Source organism: Pseudoduganella danionis (assembly GCF_009720775.1).
Classification (GTDB): Bacteria; Pseudomonadota; Gammaproteobacteria; order Burkholderiales; family Burkholderiaceae_D; genus Rugamonas; species Rugamonas danionis.
The window spans coordinates 463845-483136 of the sequence record NZ_WNKW01000003.1 but is presented as its reverse complement, the minus strand read 5'-3'; the positions used below and the strand labels follow the sequence as shown (position 1 = coordinate 483136).

At 62.0% G+C, this 19292-nt stretch carries 21 protein-coding genes and 1 tRNA gene; 15 read left to right on the top strand and 7 right to left on the bottom strand.

Going from position 1 to position 19292, the window contains the following annotated elements:
* Positions 1–18: 18 nt before the first annotated feature.
* Together GM655_RS13775 and GM655_RS13770 are read left to right on the top strand one after the other, a co-directional pair.
* A complete protein-coding gene (locus GM655_RS13775) occupies positions 19–1215 on the top strand; it encodes a multidrug effflux MFS transporter (protein WP_155435223.1) in 1197 nt (398 codons plus the stop codon).
* Between the two features lie 37 nt (positions 1216–1252).
* The gene (locus GM655_RS13770; protein ID WP_155435222.1) at positions 1253–1702 is read left to right on the top strand and encodes an RrF2 family transcriptional regulator; all 450 of its coding nucleotides are present in this window, start codon (positions 1253–1255) and stop codon (positions 1700–1702) included.
* Positions 1703–1709: 7 nt separating this feature from the next.
* Here the strand turns inward: GM655_RS13770 and GM655_RS13765 are convergent, their stop codons facing one another.
* Positions 1710–2372 carry a GntR family transcriptional regulator gene (locus tag GM655_RS13765; protein WP_155435221.1) on the bottom strand — a complete coding sequence of 221 codons (663 nt, stop codon included), beginning with the start codon at positions 2370–2372 and terminating at the stop codon, positions 1710–1712.
* Positions 2373–2503: 131 nt separating this feature from the next.
* Here GM655_RS13765 and GM655_RS13760 point away from each other — a divergent pair, with 131 nt between their 5' ends.
* The 10 genes from GM655_RS13760 (at position 2504) to GM655_RS13715 (ending at position 11608) form a co-directional block, all read left to right on the top strand.
* Positions 2504–3529 (top strand): TRAP transporter substrate-binding protein, encoded by a 1026-nt coding sequence (locus GM655_RS13760; protein WP_155435220.1) that lies wholly within the window; start codon positions 2504–2506, stop codon positions 3527–3529.
* Positions 3526–4089 carry a TRAP transporter small permease gene (locus GM655_RS13755; RefSeq protein ID WP_371866809.1) on the top strand — a complete coding sequence of 188 codons (564 nt, stop codon included), beginning with the start codon at positions 3526–3528 and terminating at the stop codon, positions 4087–4089. The genes GM655_RS13760 and GM655_RS13755 overlap by 4 nt, the downstream gene beginning before the upstream one ends.
* Positions 4086–5435 (top strand): TRAP transporter large permease, encoded by a 1350-nt coding sequence (locus GM655_RS13750; protein WP_155435218.1) that lies wholly within the window; start codon positions 4086–4088, stop codon positions 5433–5435. Before GM655_RS13755 ends, GM655_RS13750 begins: the two co-directional genes overlap by 4 nt.
* Positions 5435–7087: a malonate decarboxylase subunit alpha gene (mdcA, locus tag GM655_RS13745; protein WP_155435217.1), complete on the top strand. Its 1653-nt coding sequence runs from the start codon at positions 5435–5437 to the stop codon at positions 7085–7087. Before GM655_RS13750 ends, mdcA begins: the two co-directional genes overlap by 1 nt.
* Before the next feature lie 10 nt (positions 7088–7097).
* Complete coding sequence (mdcC, locus tag GM655_RS13740) at positions 7098–7412, top strand: malonate decarboxylase acyl carrier protein (protein ID WP_155435216.1); 315 nt, start codon at positions 7098–7100, stop codon at positions 7410–7412.
* Positions 7409–8320, top strand: a complete 912-nt coding sequence (locus GM655_RS13735; protein ID WP_155435215.1) for a biotin-independent malonate decarboxylase subunit beta — start codon at positions 7409–7411, stop codon at positions 8318–8320. The genes mdcC and GM655_RS13735 overlap by 4 nt, the downstream gene beginning before the upstream one ends.
* Before the next feature lies 1 nt (position 8321).
* A complete protein-coding gene (locus GM655_RS13730) occupies positions 8322–9050 on the top strand; it encodes a biotin-independent malonate decarboxylase subunit gamma (protein WP_155435214.1) in 729 nt (242 codons plus the stop codon).
* A gap of 7 nt (positions 9051–9057) precedes the next feature.
* Positions 9058–9732 (top strand): malonate decarboxylase holo-[acyl-carrier-protein] synthase, encoded by a 675-nt coding sequence (gene mdcG, locus GM655_RS13725; protein ID WP_155435213.1) that lies wholly within the window; start codon positions 9058–9060, stop codon positions 9730–9732.
* Positions 9733–9821: 89 nt separating this feature from the next.
* Positions 9822–10706, top strand: coding sequence for a triphosphoribosyl-dephospho-CoA synthase MdcB (gene mdcB, locus GM655_RS13720; protein ID WP_155435371.1), 885 nt, complete (start codon positions 9822–9824; stop codon positions 10704–10706).
* Positions 10703–11608, top strand: a complete 906-nt coding sequence (locus GM655_RS13715; protein WP_155435212.1) for an ACP S-malonyltransferase — start codon at positions 10703–10705, stop codon at positions 11606–11608. Before mdcB ends, GM655_RS13715 begins: the two co-directional genes overlap by 4 nt.
* Before the next feature lie 103 nt (positions 11609–11711).
* Here the strand turns inward: GM655_RS13715 and GM655_RS13710 are convergent, their stop codons facing one another.
* Together GM655_RS13710 and GM655_RS13705 are read right to left on the bottom strand one after the other, a co-directional pair.
* A complete protein-coding gene (locus tag GM655_RS13710) occupies positions 11712–12314 on the bottom strand; it encodes a phasin family protein (protein WP_229632562.1) in 603 nt (200 codons plus the stop codon).
* Positions 12315–12548: 234 nt separating this feature from the next.
* Positions 12549–13418, bottom strand: coding sequence for a transporter substrate-binding domain-containing protein (locus GM655_RS13705; RefSeq protein WP_229632561.1), 870 nt, complete (start codon positions 13416–13418; stop codon positions 12549–12551).
* A 140-nt stretch (positions 13419–13558) separates the two neighbouring features.
* Between GM655_RS13705 and GM655_RS13700 the strand changes: the two genes are divergently transcribed.
* Positions 13559–13885, top strand: coding sequence for a flagellar basal body rod C-terminal domain-containing protein (locus tag GM655_RS13700; protein ID WP_155435210.1), 327 nt, complete (start codon positions 13559–13561; stop codon positions 13883–13885).
* 86 nt (positions 13886–13971) lie between these two features.
* Positions 13972–14712, top strand: coding sequence for a substrate-binding periplasmic protein (locus GM655_RS13695; protein WP_155435209.1), 741 nt, complete (start codon positions 13972–13974; stop codon positions 14710–14712).
* On the opposite strand, the gene GM655_RS13690 is transcribed toward GM655_RS13695, so the two are convergent.
* Entirely contained in the window at positions 14713–15831 is a 1119-nt protein-coding gene (locus GM655_RS13690; RefSeq protein WP_155435208.1) for a YbdK family carboxylate-amine ligase, read from the bottom strand.
* Positions 15832–17019: a cation:proton antiporter gene (locus tag GM655_RS13685; RefSeq protein WP_155435207.1), complete on the bottom strand. Its 1188-nt coding sequence runs from the start codon at positions 17017–17019 to the stop codon at positions 15832–15834.
* A 103-nt stretch (positions 17020–17122) separates the two neighbouring features.
* Between GM655_RS13685 and fghA the strand changes: the two genes are divergently transcribed.
* Positions 17123–17971, top strand: coding sequence for an S-formylglutathione hydrolase (gene fghA, locus GM655_RS13680; protein ID WP_155435206.1), 849 nt, complete (start codon positions 17123–17125; stop codon positions 17969–17971).
* Between the two features lie 72 nt (positions 17972–18043).
* Here fghA and GM655_RS13675 read toward each other — a convergent pair whose 3' ends face one another.
* Together GM655_RS13675 and GM655_RS13670 are read right to left on the bottom strand one after the other, a co-directional pair.
* Entirely contained in the window at positions 18044–19006 is a 963-nt protein-coding gene (locus tag GM655_RS13675) for a chemotaxis protein (RefSeq protein WP_155435205.1), read from the bottom strand.
* 209 nt (positions 19007–19215) lie between these two features.
* Positions 19216–19291, bottom strand: a tRNA-Gly gene (locus GM655_RS13670).
* Position 19292: the final 1 nt, after the last annotated feature.

Below are 19292 nucleotides of genomic sequence, written 5' to 3'. Positions count from 1 at the left end.
ACTCCTCGCTACTCCCACATGAATACTCTGCTGACACTGCTGTTGGCCGGCCTGTCCATGGTCGGCCCGCTGGCCATCGATACCTACCTGCCCTCCTTCCCTGCCATCGCCCGCAGCCTCGATGCCAGCCCGCTGCTGATCCAGCAGACGCTGAGCATGTTCCTGTTCTGCTTTGCCTTCATGATGCTGTTCTACGGCACCCTGTCCGATTCCTTCGGCCGCCGTCCCGTCATCCTGATTTCGCTGCTGCTGTACATCGCCGCCTCCATCGCCGGCGCACTGGCGCCATCCATAGGCGTGCTGCTGGCCTGCCGCATCGTGCAGGGTCTGGCCGCCGGTGCCGGCTCGGTCGTGGGCCGCGCCATCATTCAGGACCGCTTTTCGGGCGCCACGGCACAGAAGATCATGTCGCATGTGATGATGATCTTCGGCCTGTGTCCTGCCATTGCGCCCGTGCTGGGCGGCTGGCTGCAGGTGGGCTTCGGCTGGCGTTCCGTGTTCTGGTTCCTCGCCGCTTTCGGCATCCTGATGTTCGTGGCCGTGCAGCGCATGCTGCCGGAAAGTCTGGCGGAAAAGGACCGCCATCCCTTCCATCCCGGCGTGATCGCTGCCAATTACTGGAAAGTGGTATGCCACCGCCAGTTCCTGCTGCTGTCGGTCGCCGTGGGCACCAGCTTTGCCGGCGTGGCGCTGTATATCGGTTCGGCCGCCTACTTTGTGATGGATATCCTGCACCTGCCGGAAACGGCGTTTGCATGGATGTTTGTACCGCTCATTAGCGGCATGGTGATAGGTTCAGCCCTGTCGGGCAAATTCGCCCACCGCCATTCGCGTGCTACGCAAGTCTGGGCCGGCTTTGCCATCATGCTCACGGCCGGCGTCATCAACGTGGCCTACAACAGCTATTTCACTGCCGCCGTACCGTGGGCGGTGGCGCCGCTGTTCATCTACACCTTCGGTCTGGCGCTGGCCATGACGCCGCTCTCGCTGCTGGCTCTGGAGTACTTCCCCAACAATAACGGGCTGGCCTCTTCCATGCAGTCCTTCATCCAGATGATATTGTTTGCGCTGGTTTCGGGACTGGTCGCGCCACTGTTGTTCGACAGTGCGCTGAAGCTGGCCTGGGGCGTGCTGGTGAGTCTGGTCGTGAGTCTGCTGGCCTGGGTTTGGGCCCAGGCTGGGCAGGCCAAAATACCAGCCGGAGCCAGCTTGTAATAAAATAGCAGGCTGATCTGTCTAGTCTGCCCTGCTTATGCGTCTGACCTCTTTCACCGATTATTCTTTGCGCACGCTGCTCTTTCTGAGTGCGCACCGCGATCGTCTGGTGACGATACAGGACATCGCCGACTCCCACGCCATCTCCAAAAACCATCTGATGAAAGTGGTATACCAGCTGGGACAGGCCGGCCTGGTAGAAACCGTAAGGGGCCGCAACGGCGGCCTGCGGTTGGCAAAGGAGCCCAAGGACATCAATATCGGCGCTGTGGTGCGCAGCACCGAAAGCGACTTCTTCGTGGCCGAATGCTTCGACCGCGCCAATGACACCTGCGCCATCACTCCTGATTGCGTACTCAAGCACGCGCTACACGACGCCATGGAGGCATTTCTGGCGGTACTAGACCGGCAGACCCTGCAGGATCTGCTGCCCCCCGCCCAGAACGCGGCCCGCCCCGTCAAACTGCAGCGCGGCGCCGCCGGCTGAATCAGCCTCAGGCCGCAAATAGCTGCAACTGCGGCAGCGACGCCATCAGATCCGAGAAACGCTGGCCCTGTATCATCACGTGCTCGCGCAGCAACTGCGCGGCGCGCTCGCCATCGCCTTCGATAATCGCCTGCACCACCCCATCATGTTCACGATAGGAATTCGATAGCCGGTCGCGCACGCGCAACTGCAGGCGCCGGTATGGCCGCAAACGCCGGTACAACGCCCGGGTCTGCTCGATCAGGAACTGGTTGTGGCTGCCCGCATAGATGGCTTCGTGGAATAGCTCGTTCTTGTAGTAATACACGTCGGGCTCTTCCGCTTCCATGGCTTGCATACAATCCTGATGGGCAGCCAGCAGCGCTTGCTGTTCTTCACGCGTCATACGGCGTGCGGCCAGCCGGCCGCAGGTGGCTTCCAGCTCCGACATCATTTCAAACATTTCAACCAACTGCTGAGGCCCCAGTTCGGCCACGATGGCGCCGCGCCGTGGACGGATTACAACAAGCCCCATGGAGGCGAGCTGGATCAGGGTTTCGCGGATAGGCGTACGCGACACGCCGAAGCGGGCCGCCAGTTCGGTTTCATCCAGATGCTGGCCCGGCTTGAGCGTGCCAACAGCAATCATTTCTTCGATTTCTTCGCGCAGGGTGGCGGAATGAGTAGTCATAGCGATTCGAACCTTGTGTATAACAAGCTTCATTATAAGTGTTCAAAATCGCTTGACAATGTATTTGGACAGGATATTCTTGTATACACAAAAAACAGCGTTGCATAATAGACCCACCCCTTGGAGGAAACATGAGTACCACGAGTAAGATAAGCCGCCGCTCCGTGCTGGCCGCACTAGCCGCCAGTCCCCTGTTGCTGCAGCCTGCCTGGGCCCAGAACACCACGCTCAAAATCTCCCACCAGTTCCCCGGTGGCACCATCAACGAGGGCGATTTCCGCGACCGGCTAACCCGCATGTTTGCGGCCGAAGTGGAAAAACGCAGCAAGGGCAGCCTCAAGTTCGAGATCTATCCGGGTTCGTCTTTGATGAAAACCAACGCCCAGTTCTCGGCCATGCGCAAGGGCGCACTTGATCTATCGCTGGTTCCGCTGTCGTATGCAGGCGGTGAAGTACCTGAAGTAAACATCGGCCTGATGCCCGGCCTCGTCACCTCCTACGAGCAAGCCTATGGCTGGAAGAATGCGGAAGTTGGCAAGGAACTGAGCCGCATCCTCAACGAAAAAGGCATCGTGTTAATTAGCTGGATCTGGCAGGCTGGCGGTGTCGCATCGCGCACCAAGCCCGTGATCGAGCCGGAAGATGCCAAGGGCATGAAAATCCGTGGCGGCTCGCGCGAAATGGACCTGATCCTGAAAGCAGCCGGTGCTGCCGTGGTCTCGCTGCCGTCCAACGAAATCTATGCGGCCATGCAGACGGGCGCGATGGAAGCCGCGCTGACTTCATCTACCTCGCTGATCTCCTTCCGTCTGGAAGAAGTCTCCAAAGCCCTGACCACGGGCCGTGCCGGCGCTTACTGGTTCATGTTCGAGCCGCTGATGATGTCGAAAGCCGTGTTCGACCGCCTGAGCAAGGAACAGCAGGCCACCATCATGGCCGTCGGTGCCGAGATGGAAACCTTCGCGCTCAACGCCGCCAAGGCTGACGATGTGGAAGTAGCCAACGTCTACACCAAGGCCAAAGCCAAGGTGGTGGACCTGAACCCGGCCGCGCTGAAAAAATGGCAGGCGATTGCCCGCACCACGGCATGGAAAGACTACGGCGAACGCAATGAAAACTGCGCCAAACTGCTGAAACTGGCGGAGAAAACCCTGTGAGCCACGGCTTCGAACTGGAACCGGCACGCGCCGCCGCCGTGCCGGATAACCGTGCCATTGCTGCCGCCATGGCGCTGCTGGCCACCATCAACCGTGGCCTGATGCGGCTGTCGATGATCGCGCTGGTGCTGACGGCCGTGATCCTGACCTACTCGGTGGTGTCGCGCTACTTCTTTCAGGCGCCTACCGACTGGCAGGATGAAGCATCGGTCTTCATGCTGGTTGGCGTCACCTTCTTCTGCACCGCGTATGTGCAGTCGCAGCGCGGCCACATCGGCATCGAAGCGATTGCCGGCCTGCTACCGCCGCGCGTCAATGCGGCCCGCTTGCTGCTGGTCGATCTGGTGTCGGCACTGTTCTGCTGCTTCTTCGCATGGAAATCGTGGGCGCTGTTCCACGAAGCCTATGTCGATGGCCAGACCACCTCCTCCACCTTCGCCCCGCCACTGTGGATCCCCTACGGCATGATGGCGCTCGGTATGAGCCTGCTGGCCTTGCAACTGATACTGCAGACGCTGGCCCGCATCACCAACAAACCTGTTACGGAGCGTGCCGCATGAGCGATCTGACTCTGGGCGCGCTGTACGGTCTCGCCACCCTCGTCATCATGTTTTCCGGCCTGCCTATCGCGTTTGCGCTGGGCGTGGTGGCCACCGGCTTCATGTACTTCTGCATGCCGCCTTCTTCGCTCGACACCATCACCCAGAACGTGTACGAGGAAATGGCATCGATTACCCTGCTGTCGATACCGCTGTTTATTCTGAAGGGCGCAGCCATCGGCAAATCACCGGCCGGTAAGGATTTATATTCGGCCATCCACACGTGGATGCACAAGATACCGGGCGGGCTAGGCATCGCCAACGTATTTGCCTGTGCACTGTTCGCAGCCATGGCCGGTTCTTCGCCTGCCACCTGCTCGGCTATCGGTTCGGCCGGTATTCCGGAAATGCGCAAGCGCGGCTACTCGCCCGGTTTCGCGGCCGGCATCATCGCTGCGGGCGGTACGCTGGGCATTCTGCTGCCACCGTCGATCACCATGATTCTGTATGCCGTGGCAGCCGAGCAGTCGCTGGGCCGATTGTTCCTGGCCGGCATAGGCCCGGGCGTGCTGCTGGTGGTGCTGTTCGCCGGCTATGCCGTGTACCGCGCCCGCAAGGAATACCGCATGGCGCTCGAGGTCTATAACAACGGCGGTGCCAAATCAGCCTATCTGGAAGACGAACACTTCACGCTGGCGCAGAAAGTGGAAATGCTGCCGCGCGTACTGCCCTTCATCATCCTCTTGATCGGTGTGATGGTGGCGCTGTATGGCGGCTTTGCCACGCCGTCGGAAACCGCCGGTCTGGGCGCGCTGCTGGCCATGCTGCTGCTGGCCGTGATCTACGGCGTGTGGCGCCCGAGCGAACTGTCGCCGATCCTCAGTTCCTCGATCAAGGAGTCGACCATGCTGCTGCTGATTATCGGCATGTCGCTGTTCTATTCCTATGTGATGAGCTATCTGCACATCAGCCAGTCCGCTGCCGCATGGGTGGTCAGCCTGCACCTGTCCAAGTGGCTGCTGCTGGCCGTGATCCTGCTGATGGTAGTGGTATTCGGCTTCTTCCTGCCGCCCGTCTCCATCATCCTGATGACGGCGCCCATCATCCTGCCGCCACTCAAAGATGCAGGCTTTGACCTGATCTGGTTCGGCATCGTCATGACGGTAGTGATGGAAATGGGCCTGATCCACCCGCCGGTGGGCCTAAATATTTTCGTGATCAAGAACATCGCACCGGACATTCCGCTCAAGGATGTGGTGTGGGGCGTATTCCCGTTCCTGATCCTGATGCTGGTGGCCGTGCTGCTGCTGTGCTTCTTCCCTGCCATCGCCACCGGCCTGCCTGACATGATCATGGGAGCAAAATAATGGACTGGAACACCCTACAGCAGAACCGGACGGCGCGTTTGCAGCGTGCCGCCACGGTGCTGGGCAGCGAGCTGGAAGGCAAAAGCCTGCCAGCGGCGCGCATCGCCGATCTGCTGCATGCCGTACTCGAATGCGGCGACCGCGTCTGCCTCGAAGGGAATAACCAGAAACAGGCCGATTTCCTCGGCCATGCCTTGGCCAATCTCGATCCGGCCCGCATCAACCAGCTGCACATGCTGCAATCTGTGCTGGCCCTGCCCGAACACCTCGATGTATTCGAGCGCGGCATCGCAGCGCGGCTGGACTTTTCCTTCTCCGGCCCGCAGGCTGCACGGGTGGCGCGACTGGCTTCGGCCGGCAAGCTGAATATCGGCGCCATCCACACTTATCTGGAACTGTTCAGCCGCTACTTCGTCGACCTGCCACCACGCGTCTGCCTGATTGCTGCCGAAGCGGCCGACCGCCACGGCAATCTGTACACGGGGCCGAACACGGAAGACACGCCGGCCATCGTCGAAGCCACCGCGTTCAAGCAGGGCATCGTGATCGTGCAGGTCAACCGCATCGTCGACCAAGTACCGCGGGTTGACGTACCGGCCGACTGGGTAGACTTCGTGGTGCAGTCGCCGCGCCCCTACTACATCGAACCGCTGTTCACGCGCGATCCGGCACAGATTTCGGAGATACAGGTGCTGATGGCGATGATGGCCATCAAAGGCATCTATGCCGAATACGGCGTGCAGCGCCTGAATCACGGCATCGGCTTCGATACGGCCGCGATCGAACTGCTGCTGCCCACCTATGCCGAATCGCTGGGCCTGCGCGGCAAGATAGGCCAGCACTGGGCACTCAATCCGCATCCAGCCCTGATCCCGGCCATCGAAGCGGGCTTCGTCAAGTCGGTGCATTCCTTCGGGTCGGAACTGGGCATGGAAAACTACATCCACGCCCGCCCCGACGTCTTCGCCATCGGCCCCGACGGCAGCATGCGCAGCAACCGCGCCATGTGCCAGGCCGCCGGCCACTATGCCTGCGATATGTTCATCGGCTCGACGCTGCAGATCGATTTGCAGGGCAATTCTTCGACGGCCACGGCAGGCCGCATCTCCGGCTTCGGCGGCGCCTCCAATATGGGTGCCGATGCGCGCGGCCGGCGCCACGCCAGCCCCGCGTGGCTCAAAGCTGGCGCGCAGGCACGTGCGGGCCGCAACACCATCCCGCGTGGCCAGAAGCTCGTCGTGCAGATGGTAGAAACCTTCCGCGAACATATGCAGCCAGCCTTCGTCGAAAAGCTCGATGCCTGGACGCTCATGGAGCAAGCCGACATGGCCATCCCGCCCGTGATGATCTACGGCGACGACGTAAGCCATATCCTGACCGAAGAAGGCATTGCCAACCTGCTGCTGTGCCGCAGCGACGAGGAGCGCGAACAGGCGATCCGCGGCGTGGCCGGCTATACACCGGTGGGACTGGGACGCGACCAGCGCATGGTGGAAAATCTGCGCGATCGCGGTATCATCCAGCGCGCCGAAGATATCGGCGTAGACAAGCGCATGGCCACGCGAGATCTGCTGGCAGCACGCAATATGAAAGACCTGGTGCGCGCCTCGGGCGGGCTGTATCAGCCGCCCAAACGCTTCCGCAACTGGTAAGGAGCACAGCATGGAAACTCTCAATTATCGATTCGAACAGGGCACGCGCTCGCTAACGGCACAGCCGCAGGTCGTCGGCGTGGTGGGCTCGGGCAATCTGGAAGTGCTGATCGAGGCGGCCGAACTGGGTGGCGCCTGCAGCATCGAAATCCAGACCGCCGCCGTCGGCTTCGGCGCCATCTGGCAGGCCGTGATGCAGGACTTCCAGCAGCGCTGGCAACTGGCCAATGCGCGCATTTCCATCAATGACATGGGCGCCACGCCTGCCGTGGTGAGCCTGCGCATGGATCAGGCAGTACAGACCATGCTGGGAGACGCCGCATGAGCCGCCCTGTCAGCTATCAGGAAGCCAGCGCGCGCGAACGGCTGCAGCAGCTGTTCGACGCAGACAGCTTCGAGGAATTCCTGCCACCGTCGGCACGCGTGATCAGTCCCCATCTGGGCCAGCTCAATGCCCCGGTGGCCTTCGACGATGGCGTGGCCGTGGGGCGCGCGCGCCTGAACGGCATCACCATCTACACGGCGGCACAGGAAGGTGGCTTCATGGGCGGCGCCGTGGGCGAAGTGCATGGCGCCAAACTGGTCGGCCTGTTGCGCCGCGCCGTACAGGATCAGGCTACAGCCGTAGTGCTGCTGGTGGAATCGGGCGGCGTGCGTCTGCATGAAGCCAATGCGGGCCTGATCGCCGTCTCCGAAGTGATGCGCGCGCTGCTCGATGCGCGTGCGGCCGGTGTGCCCGTGATCGTGCTGGTGGGCGGAGCCAATGGCGCCTTCGGCGGCATGGGCATCGTGGCGCGCTGCGCCAATGTGGTGATCATGTCGGAGGAAGGCCGGCTGGCCATGTCGGGGCCGGAAGTGATCGAAACGGCTAGCGGGGTAGAAGAATTCGATGCGCGCGACCGTGCGCTGGTATGGCGCACCACGGGTGGCAAACACCGTTACCTGATGGGCGATTGCCAGACCATCGTCGCCGACGATATCGCCGCCTTCCGCGCCGCGGCTGTACAGGCTATCGCCACGCTGACGGAAGCACAGGGACAGCCAGTACCACTGAGTCTGGAAGCACTGGAAGCGGAACAGCAGATGCTGGCGCTGCGTATCGCACGCTTCGGCCAGTTGCGCGATCCCGTCGACATCTGGAGTGCCATGGGAATTGCCGATGCGGCCAATCTACCTATGCTGGACATCGATCAATTCATGGCAGTAGCCAGCCAGTGCCGCATGGGAGCCTGAGATGCAAGCCAAGACCGACTGGAAAAGTATCGCCGCCGCGCTATTCCCCGAAGGGCATAGCATCACCGAACAGGATTGCTTCCTGAGTGGCTATGGCAAGTTTGAAGGCCAGCAGATCGGCGTGATAGGCACCACCGAGCATACGCCGATAGGCGTGGAAATCGCACTGGCACAGGCGCAGGCCATACTGCGCATCGTGCGCGAGCATCCGGCCATGCCCATCCTGATGCTGATCGATACGCAAGGCCAGCGCCTGCGCCACCGCGACGAAATGTTGGGCATCAATAGCTATATGGCCCATCTGGGCAAATGCGTCGATCTGGCGCGCCGTCAGGGCCACCGCATCATCGGTCTGGTGTACGACCAGGCGCTGTCGGGCGGCTTCATTACCAGCGGGCTGATGGCAGATGCCTGCTATGCCCTGCCCGACGCCACCATCCGCGTCATGGGCCTGCCGGCCATGGCGCGCATCACCAAGGTGCCAGAAGAACGCTTGCTGGAACTGGCGCAAAGTAATCCCGTGTTTGCGCCGGGGCCGGAAAACTACCAGCGCATGGGTGGTCTGGGCGCCATCTGGCAAGGCAATCTGGCAGCCCATCTGCGTGCCGCACTGGCCCAGCCACTGGCCGGCGATATACGCAGCGGGCTCGGACTCGAGCGTGGCGGGCGGCGCTATGCCCAGCCTGTCATCAACGCCGTACTGCACGGCGACGCCGTGCAGATAAGCTGAGCGGCTCATGCCTGCCACCAGCACACAGCGCACGGCACGCCACCAGCTAGTCTGGCTGGACGCCAGCGGCTGGCAGGCGGCCCTTGCGACGGCACGCCCCGAACACCAGCACGCCCTGCAGCAATGGCAGCACCAGCGGGCACCGCTGGTGGTGCGCCGGCACGAGCCCGATGCACGCGCCGACCAGATCTGTCTGGGCTTGCCGCTGCCGCCCGACGCCGTCAGCGGCAACAAGCTGCGCATAGGCCTGACGGCTGCGCGCCAGCACATCGCCCGCATCAAGCCTGCCTTGCCGCTGCATCTGGCGCTGGGCGTGGACATGCCGTGGCAGCCCGCGCTGCTGGAACTGGCCAGCGCCGCGCAGCCGTTCGGGCTGCAGGTCTATGGATCGCTGGCCATGCAGGTGCTGACCGGCCTGCCCTATCTGAGTGCGCGTTCCGACATCGATCTGCTGTTCCATCCGCGTAGCGTAGCCCAGCTCGAACAGTGCATGGAAGTGCTCACGCAGTTTGCCGCGCGCTTGCCGCTGGATGGCGAAATCGTCTTCCCCGGCGATCAGGCCGTGGCGTGGAAAGAATGGCAGCTCGCGCGTGCCAGCCAGGCCAAGGTGTTGGTCAAGGCCAGCCATGGCGTACGCCTGAGCGATACGGCCAGCCTGCTGGCCACACTGGAGCAGCACTGATGGCCCAACTTTATATCGAACCATCCGCCTTCCCTGTACCCGCCGCTAGCCTGCTGCGCCAGCGCCGCCGTGGTACGGCCGCACTGCCGATGGCAGCCATGGCCCACGCAGCGCGGCAGGAGAAAACCCCAGCTCAGATTTACGCAGCACAGGTAGCCCGTCTGGCCGTACGCAGTCTATACCATGAACTCTGTTTGTATCCGAAACCGGGACTGGTGTCACTGGTCGACAATGGCAGCCATGAGGACATGGATGCGCTGACTTTCATGCGCAGCCTGTTCTCGTTGCGTCACTACTTCCGCAAGATCTGTCTGGCCGGCTGGGACAACGCCCCGTTCGCCCAGTTGCGTCAGCTCGGCATCGATGCGGAAGCCGCCATGCTGCGCGCCACGCGCGGCATCAATACGCATCGAGGCGCCATCTTCAGTCTGGGCCTGCTGTGCGCCAGCGCCGGTCGCGCGCGTGCTCAGGGCATGGCCAGTACGCCGGCCAGCCTGCGCGCCGTGCTGCTGATACGCTGGGGCGCGGAACTGGCCAGCCACGCAGCCGTCGGGCCAGCCGAGCAGCACAGCAGCAACGGGCTGCGCGTAGCCGCCCGCTATGCTGTCAGCGGCGCGCGCGAAGAAGGCGCGCTGGGTTTGCCGTCCGTATTCGAGGTAGGCGTGCCCGCCCTGCTGACGGCCACGGCACGCGGTGCCAGCCGCCGCTGCGCCCGCATCGACACGCTGTATGCACTGATGGCCCACGTCAGCGACAGCAATGTGTATCACCGCGCGGGTCCCGAAGGTGCCCGGCTGGTGCGCCAGCATGCCCAGCATTTTCTGGCGCTGGGCGGCACCCGCCACGCACGCTGGCATGCGCTGGCGCTGCAAGGCCACCGCAGTTTTGTCGGCCTGCGCCTGTCGCCGGGCGGCGCTGCCGATCTGCTGGCCGCCAGTTGTCTGGTGCAGGCGCTGGGCGCAACGCTGCCATGAGCGGCAACGCCCGTCTGCTGCTGCTCTGCCCCGGTCAGGGTGGCCAGCATGCAGCCATGTTCGATCTGGCCCGCAGCGATGCGAGGGCATCCGCCCTGCTCGACAATCTGGCCCTGCCCTCGGCCAGCGAGCTGTATGCCAACCGCCATGCCCAGCCGCTGATCGTGGCGGCCACGCTGGCCATGTGGGCCGCTATCCGCGACCATGCACCCGCACCGGCGCTGGTGGCCGGCTATTCCATCGGCGAACTGGCGGCCTATGGCGTGGCCGGCGCCTACAGCCCGGCCACCACCGTACAACTGGCAACAACACGGGCGGAACTGATGGATCAGGCGGCGCTGAGCGCGCCAGACCAGACGCTGCTGGCCGTCTCCGGCATGGCGCTGGCCCGTGTGCAGCCGCTGCTGCAAGCCCATGCTTACGAACTGGCCATCGAAACGGGCGAGGATAGCTGCATCGCCGGTGGACCGGCCAGCCAGCGCGCCGCACTCGAACAGCTAGTGGCGCAGCACGGCGGGCGCTGCACCCACCTGCCCGTGGCCGTGGCTTCCCATACGCGCTATATGCAGGCGGCCGTGGCACCGTTTGCCGCCCTACTGCAACAGACACCATTCCAGCCCGTGCAGGCGCCCGTACTGGCAGGCATCAGCGCCATCAGCGTGCGCGATCAGGCCACGGCTGTAGACCAACTGGCGCGCCAGTTGGCCGCACCTATCCGCTGGTCCGCCTGCATGGATGCGGCGGCCGAAGCAGGCATCAGCTATGCGCTGGAACTGGGGCCGGGTTCCGCCCTGTCGCGCATGCTGCAGCAGCGCCACCCGCAAATCAGCACGCGCTCGGTGGCCGATTTCCGCACGCTGGACGGCATACTGCGCTGGCTGGAACGCTGCAGCGCAGCCTGAACCGGCACAAACAAAAAGGGATGCAACAGCGTTGCATCCCTCTAGCCTGCCTGGCCGCCCATCTACTCAGGCCACGGCCAGTCGTATTAGCGCGCTGACTGGTTTAGGTTTCTTTACGGGCACCCGTCTGTTTGGCGCTGGCCGTGCTCTGGGCGCTGCTGCCGCCTGTGGACGACTGGGTAGTCTGGCTGCCTTGCATATTGCCTTCGCGGCTGTCGCTGCCATGCTGGCCGGCGCTCTGCATGGTGGAGGTGCCGCGCATTTCGCTGCCGCGCGACTGGCGCATGCCATCGTTATAGCTGGTGAACGGATCGCTGAATTTTTCCAGCGCATCCTGATGGCTGCGCATGGTTTTTTCCGTTTCTTCCGACGTTACGCGGGCCACTTCATCGGCCAGTGCCTTGGCCGTGCGGCTGGTCTCCTGCACATGTTCTTCCGCCACTTTGGACAGGTCCACCTGGGTGTCGGCGGCGATGCGCGACAGGTGCTGCTGGTAGGCACGGACTTTTTCGGCCGTCGGCTGGGCATGGGCTGCCACGGCAGCAAATGCTTCGGTAGGACGATGCGAGGTGATCATTTGCTGGCCAGCCTTGGTGCTTTCTTCCAGCATGGTCTGGGCCAGCTGGATATTCAGATCACTATATTGCTGCATAGTGCGGAACAGCGATTTCGACATGTCATTGAAGAACGACAATTGCGCTTCCATATGAGTCTTTGCTGCGGGGGTGACGGATTGGGAATATGGATACATAGAGTTACCTCAATAGTAAGATGTGTGTGCCTGAGAGAAATTGGGACTGTTTCAACGCCGCGGGTGCAGCGCGAGTGACAAGGCTACGTGACACACAGGTGGCACCTCTGATCTAGATCAAAGGTGCGGCCCAGAAATTGAGGGAACTTTTTAAATCGGAATTTTCTGATGCTGGCTGCGGGACTCTGCTCAGTGCAGCCGCTTGAGATCAGACAGACTGAACCACAACTCCTTGCGCTGCAGAGGCGTCTGCGGCGACAACAAGGGATTCGGCAGCTCGATCAGCACGCGCTTGTCCAGCTGCGCACGGCGTATGCCGGGGCCATAGTGCAGATAGAACAACTGCTCGAAGGAACCGTCGGCCAGCGCCAGCTCGAGACCCTGACGGATATTCTCCGCCAGCGCAGGATTATTCTTATTCACGAAGAAATAGTCGGCCGTGGGATAGTGCAACAGGATGTGCTGGTCCACCGCCAGCTCCGGATGGCGCCGCGCTTCGCCCCAGATTTCGTTCAGCGACCGGGGCGCCCAGTCATAGCGGCCCGCATTAAGCATGCCGAACAGGCTGCTGTAAACGGCCACCGGATATACCAGAATACCGTTGTGACGCAGTATGGTCAGATCGGGCCAGTCATGGCCCTGCCCCGTAGAAAACTTTTTTAGATCAGAAATGTTACGCACGTCGCGCAGCAAGTCCTGGCGGTCACCGCGCAGCAGTCCCACGCGCCAGCCTATCAGCCCGCGCGACATCGGTATGCGCACCGGCAGCAAAGCCGTTTCGCGCTCGATGGAAGTCATGGTGCCGACGATGTCGATGCGGCCCGCGCCCGACTGCAATTCCACCAGCGCACGGTTCTGCTGCATGCTGGTCTGCGACAGCACGGCCTGGTAGCGATTGCCGGCCTTGGTCAGTGCCAGTTGCAGCAGTGCATAGCCATATTCCCCGCGCTCGTCATCGAGGCTTTCGGCACGCGGATAGCGCACCTGTATCGGTTCGGCCCGCACCCCATCGATGGCGCACAGGCATAGCAGTAATAGACAGTGCAACAACTTCCGCATAATCCTCGTTTCCGACAAGCTTTCACTTCGACAATACGCACCGCGCGCACCGCCGTCAAGCCTGCCTTTTTTTTCATCAGTGCCGTGCACAGCAGCCCGCATGGGTGTACACTAGTCATCAATTACCTTGGGGAAACATCATGGCCATTGCTGTGCTCAGTTCCGGCATCACCGGACTCAACGCTGCCGAGCGCGCGTTGGGCAATAGCGCCCATGCCATCGCCAATATCGGCACCCAGGGTTTCCAGCCTTCCCAGGCCTATTTCACGGAAAGCCAGCCGGCCGGCAGCGGCGTCAGCGTGTCGTTCCAGGCCCAGCAACTGCAGCAGATCGATGGCCCTAGCCAGACCAATCTGGCCAAAGAAACCACCAATTCCCTAGTCTACGAGAAACAATTCGATTTCTCGGCCAAAGTGATCCAGACAGCCGACCAGATGCTGGGGTCACTCATTGATATCAAAGCCTGAGCTGCTCTAGGCGTCTATACAACATCGCGGTAGTCGGCGCTGCCATAGCAGTGTAAGCTCTATGGATATTCCTGATGAGGCCGTTCATGCTGCGTTTCCGTATTGCCAAGCTCTGCGCCACACTCTGTACACTCGCCGGCACTGCGCAAGCCCATGAACCCGCCGTACAGGTGCTGTACAGCGAACGCCCGCCCTATCTGATGGCTGCTGCCGAAGGCGGCCCCAGTGGCCTGACGGGCGCCCCCGCCACGCGCGCTTTCCGCCTCGCAGGCATCAACGCCCGCTGGCTCAACCTGCCCACCAACCGCCAGCTGCTGACCGTACGCGACAGCAAACTGCCTAGCTGCGCCATCGGCTGGTTCCGCACGCCCGAGCGCGAGCTGTTCGCCAAATTTACCAAACCCCTGTACCACGACAAGGACTGGACCGTGCTGGCCCACGTCCATCTGGCCGAGCGCGGCGATAGCAGTCTGCAGGACATCATGCAGCGCAAGGATGTGCGCATTCTCGTCAAGGACAACTACTCTTACGGCAGCGAGCTGGACAAAATGCTGGCCCGTACCAATCCCATACTGGCCGTCTCCACTGCGCCCACCGCCAAGATGGTGCAATCGGTCAGCAAAGGCGCGGCTGACATGATGTTTGTCTCGGAAGAAGAAGGCAGCTACATCATGGAGCACCACCCGGCCGAGCAGACTCGCCAGCTACGTCTGCTGCGCTTCAAGGATCTGCCGCACGGGCCGGAGCGCTACCTGATGTGCAACAAGGCCACGCCCGATGCCTATATCGAACGCCTGAACAGCGCGATCGCCAGCCCCGGCCACTAACTAGGCGCTGCGAAAGCGCTGTATGGCGGCCGCCACCATGCCTTCGGCGCTGCCGCTGCGGGCAAACTGCTGGCGCAGAAAATGCGCGTCGCTGCCCTCGTGCGTGACCGCCACCAGATGTTCGAGGCCTGCCGTACCGCCCAGCGCCGCGCCATATGGAGCCATCTTGCGCAGCGTGGTCAGGATATCTTCGCGCAGCGACAGGCTTTCGTAAGTCTGCGGATGAACCAGCGTGCCATCCAGACCGAAACGGCAGGCTTGGAAGCGGTTGTAGTTGTACACCAGATAATCGTCTTCCTGTGGCGCCGGGCTGCGCCGTTCCAGCAGATAGGCACACAGCGCCTGCAAATAGCTGGCCAGCGCCGCCGCCCGCGCCACCGTCAGCGGGGTATCGCACACGCGCAGTTCTATGGTGCCGTATTCGGGCTTGGGGCGGATATCCCAGTAGAAGTCCTTCATGCTATTGATCACGCCCGTGTGCTCCATCTTGGCAAAATAATCACGCTCGAAGCTGGCCCAGTCCAGCAGGAACGGTGCCCGCCCGCTCATGGGGAAGGCAAACACGGAATTCAGCCGCGCCGAATTGAACAGCGTATCGTTGGCCTGCACGAATGGCGAGGACGACGACAACGCAATAAAGTGCGGCACGTAACGGCTTAGCGCGTGCAGCAGATACAGCGCATCGTCACCCGAAGCGCAGCCTATGTGCACATGCTGGCCGAAGATGGTGAACTGCTTGGCCAGATAGCCATACAGCGCCGAGACTTGCTTGAAACGGGGCTTGGCATAGATGCGCCGCTCGGTCCACTTCTGGAACGGATGGGTGCCGCCGCCGCAGATGCCGATATTCAGCCGCTCGCCGGCCTGCACCAGCGTATCGCGCACCAGTTCCAGCTGGGCCAGCAAGGCATCGTGCTGATGCTGCACATCGCTGTTAATCTCTATCATGCTCTCGGTGATCTCGGGCGTGACGTTGCCGGGAAACGGCTTGCGCCCCAGCAGATGCAGCAGATCGGGACTGGACGCGGTTAGGTCATAATCGGACAGGCTGACCAACTGCAGCTCGAGTTCCACGCCCATGCTCAACGGAGTGGATGATTTAAACGGTGGCAAAGGCATTCAGACTTCCTCCTCTTCTGGGGTTTCGCGCGCCCAGATCAGGGCACGCTGGGTCAGCACAGGGCCCAGCACTTCCAGCAGCAGTGTCATGGCGGCCAGTGCCGCCAGTTCATCCACCAGCACGATGCCCACATAGCGCGTCTGTTCCAGCAGCAGGGTGACGAACACCGACATGGGCGCCAGCGCCACACCCGTCAGCAAACCTTTGCGCCAGGTGATGCCGCCGGCACGTGCAAACAGCATCACCATGCCGGCCTTGACGAGAAAGCGCGCCAGCACCAGCACCGCACCCAGCGCCGCGCCGGCCAGCACGCGTTCCCATTCCAGCGCCGTGGCGGCAAACACGAACAACAGCACGGCCAGCAATTCGCCGATGGCGCCGAAGTTGCGCTCGGTGCGGCTCAGCATCACGCGGCTATGGCGTGCCGCCAGCCCGAAAGTCAGCGTGGCCAGCACGGGCGACACATCGAGTGCATGGGCCAGCAGCACCAGCAGCATCACGCCCATGGCAAACGCCAGCGTGCCATCGCGCGCGAGCGCACCGAGCTGGCGCAGCAGGGCCGGCACCAGCCAGCCCAGCAGCCCGCCCAGCAAGGCCGCGCCACCCAGTTCGATCAGGCTGTGCGACACGGCCTGCGGCAGGCTGCCGGAAGTCTGGAACACCCAGAAGCCCACCACCACCTTGAACACGAACAGCGCCAGCACGCAATTGATGGCCACCAGATGCAGCACCCGTTCCGTCACCTGTCCGGCACTATCGGCCTCGTTAATCACGCGCAGCACGCCGGCCGGCGAAGTCGACATGGCCAGCGAGGCCAGCAGCAGCGAAGTCAGCGGCGGCATCTGGGTCAGATGGGAAATCAAGTAGACCACGCCAAAGGTGGCGGCCGATTCCGCCAGCCCGCTCACGGCGATCCACGGATTGATGCGCAGCCAGTGCAGATTGATGCGGTAGCCGAACTCGAACAGAATCAGGCCGAAGGCCAGATTGGCCAGCAACGTCACCGTGCTCGATGCGCCGCTGGCAAAGCTGTCCGGCATCACTTGCGCCATCAGAAAACCCACCAGCCCGTACATGCTGATACGCGGCAGCCGCGTCCAGCGGTGCAGCAGCTCGCCCGCCAGCCATGCCAGTATGATGGCCAGCGGCCAGCCCATGGCCGTGACGATGCGCGAAAAATCCGCCATGCCCACCTCCTCGTATTGGAAACTTGTACAATTCTGGCGGGGCGGCAGGGTTTCTACTGTGCGCCAGAATACATATGGAACACAGATGAGATGGGGCTAGTCCATGCTTGAACTATTGAGCGAACACGTCTGCTTTGGCGGCGTCCAACGTTTTTACCGTCACACGTCGCAAAGCACGGGCCTGCCCATGCGCTTCGGCGTGTTCCTGCCACCGGCCGCGCACAAGGCCGACGCCCAGGTGCCTGCACTATTCTTTCTGGCCGGACTGACCTGCACCGAAGAGACTTTCATGATCAAGGCCGGCGCCCAGCGCGCCGCCGCCGAAGCGGGCATGGCCCTGATTACGCCCGACACCAGCCCGCGCGGAGCCGGCATCGAGGGCGAAAGCGACCACTGGGATTTCGGCGTGGGCGCCGGTTTCTATCTGGACGCCAGCGAACAGCCATGGGCCAGCCACTACCGCATGGAGAGCTATATCCACGAACTGCAGCAGCTAGTGGTCAAGGAACTGCCGATCCATCCGCGCCGCATCGGCATCAGCGGCCACTCGATGGGCGGCCATGGCGCACTCACGCTGGCTTTGCGCCGGCCCGACATCTTCCGCTCGGTTTCCGCGTTTGCGCCGATCGCCGCACCGTCGCGCTGCCCGTGGGGCATCAAGGCCTTCAGCGGCTATCTGGGCGAGGACCGGCGCAAATGGGCCGCGCACGATGCCAGCCTGCTCATGGAACAGGAACAGACGCCCTTCCCTGACGGCATACTGATCGATCAGGGTCTGGGCGACAAATTCCTCACCGAGCAACTCTATCCCGAGGAATTCGAAGCGGCCTGCATCAATGCGCGCCAGCCCATCCAGCTGCGCCGCCATGCCGGTTATGACCACGGCTATTATTTCATCGCCAGCTTCATCGACGACCATATCCGCTTCCACGCGCGCAATCTGGCCGGCTGAAACGGTCAGGCCTAAAGCAACAGGGGCCATGACGTCGCCGTCACGGCCCCTGCTATTTTCAGGCTGGCAGGCTTACAGCGCTGCCTTGCTCAGTACATTGCGGATGGTGCTGGCCAGATCTTCGGCCGAGAATTTGGCCACGTAGGCGTCCGCGCCCACGCCCTTGACGTGGTCTTCGTTGGTCTTGCCCGACAGCGAGGAGTGGATTACCACTGGAATCTTGGAGAAGCGCGCATCCTGCTTGATCAGACGGGTCAGGGTGAAGCCATCCATTTCCGGCATTTCGAGGTCGGTCAGCACCATCGCGATGCGGTCCTGCACCTGGATGCCTTCAGCCTTGGTGCCTTCGTAGATCGCCTGCAGGCGGTCCCAGGCTTCCTTGCCGGACTTGGTCATGATGAAGTGGGCGCCCATCGCTTCCAGACCTTTTTCGATCAGGTTACGTGCCACCACCGAGTCATCCGCTGCCAGCACGACAGCGCCCTGCTTCATATGCAGTTTAGGGCCGATGGTTTCAGGATCGACATCGTCGCTCTCGGACGGGGTCAGGTCGCGCAAGATGGTTTCCACGTCCAGCACCTGGGCCAGACGGGTGTTCTGCACATCGCCGTCAACGCGGGCGATACTGGTCACCTTGCCGCCGGCCGTACCTTCGGCCGTCAGCACCTGGCTCCAGTCCAGACGCACGATCTCGTCCACCGATTCCACCGCAAACGCTTGCGTGGTACGGGCAAATTCCGTCACCAGCATGATGTTCAGGCCGGTCTTAGGCTTGACGCCGACGATACCCGGCAAATCGAGCACGGTGATGATCTGGCCGCGCAGATTGACCACGCCCAGCATGTGCTCGGGCGAACCGGCCACGGCGGTGACTTCCGGCATCGCGACGATCTCGCGGATTTTGAAGACGTTAATACCAAACAACTCAGAATGTTCGCCATTCGCATCAGCGCCAAGGCGGAACAGTAGCAGTTCGAATTTATTGGAGTTGGTCAGATTACTGCGCTCATCAACTTCCTGCTGAACTGATTTCATAGATTTCGTCTCCGAAGGTGGTCCGCTAACCAGCAGTCGCCCTGATGGGGCAACCCTGCCATTACGTCTCAGTATAACGTTTGCAAGTGGGATAAGTCACATTTTGACCTGCAAAGTATTGATTTACAGCACGATTTACAACGCTGGCCAGAAAAATGGCCAAAAAAAAAGAAGCCGGAAGGCTTCTTTTTTGATGTACCGCTGAATTCTGGAGCGGGAGAAGAGTCTCGAACTCTCGACCTCAACCTTGGCAAGGTTGCGCTCTACCAACTGAGCTACTCCCGCA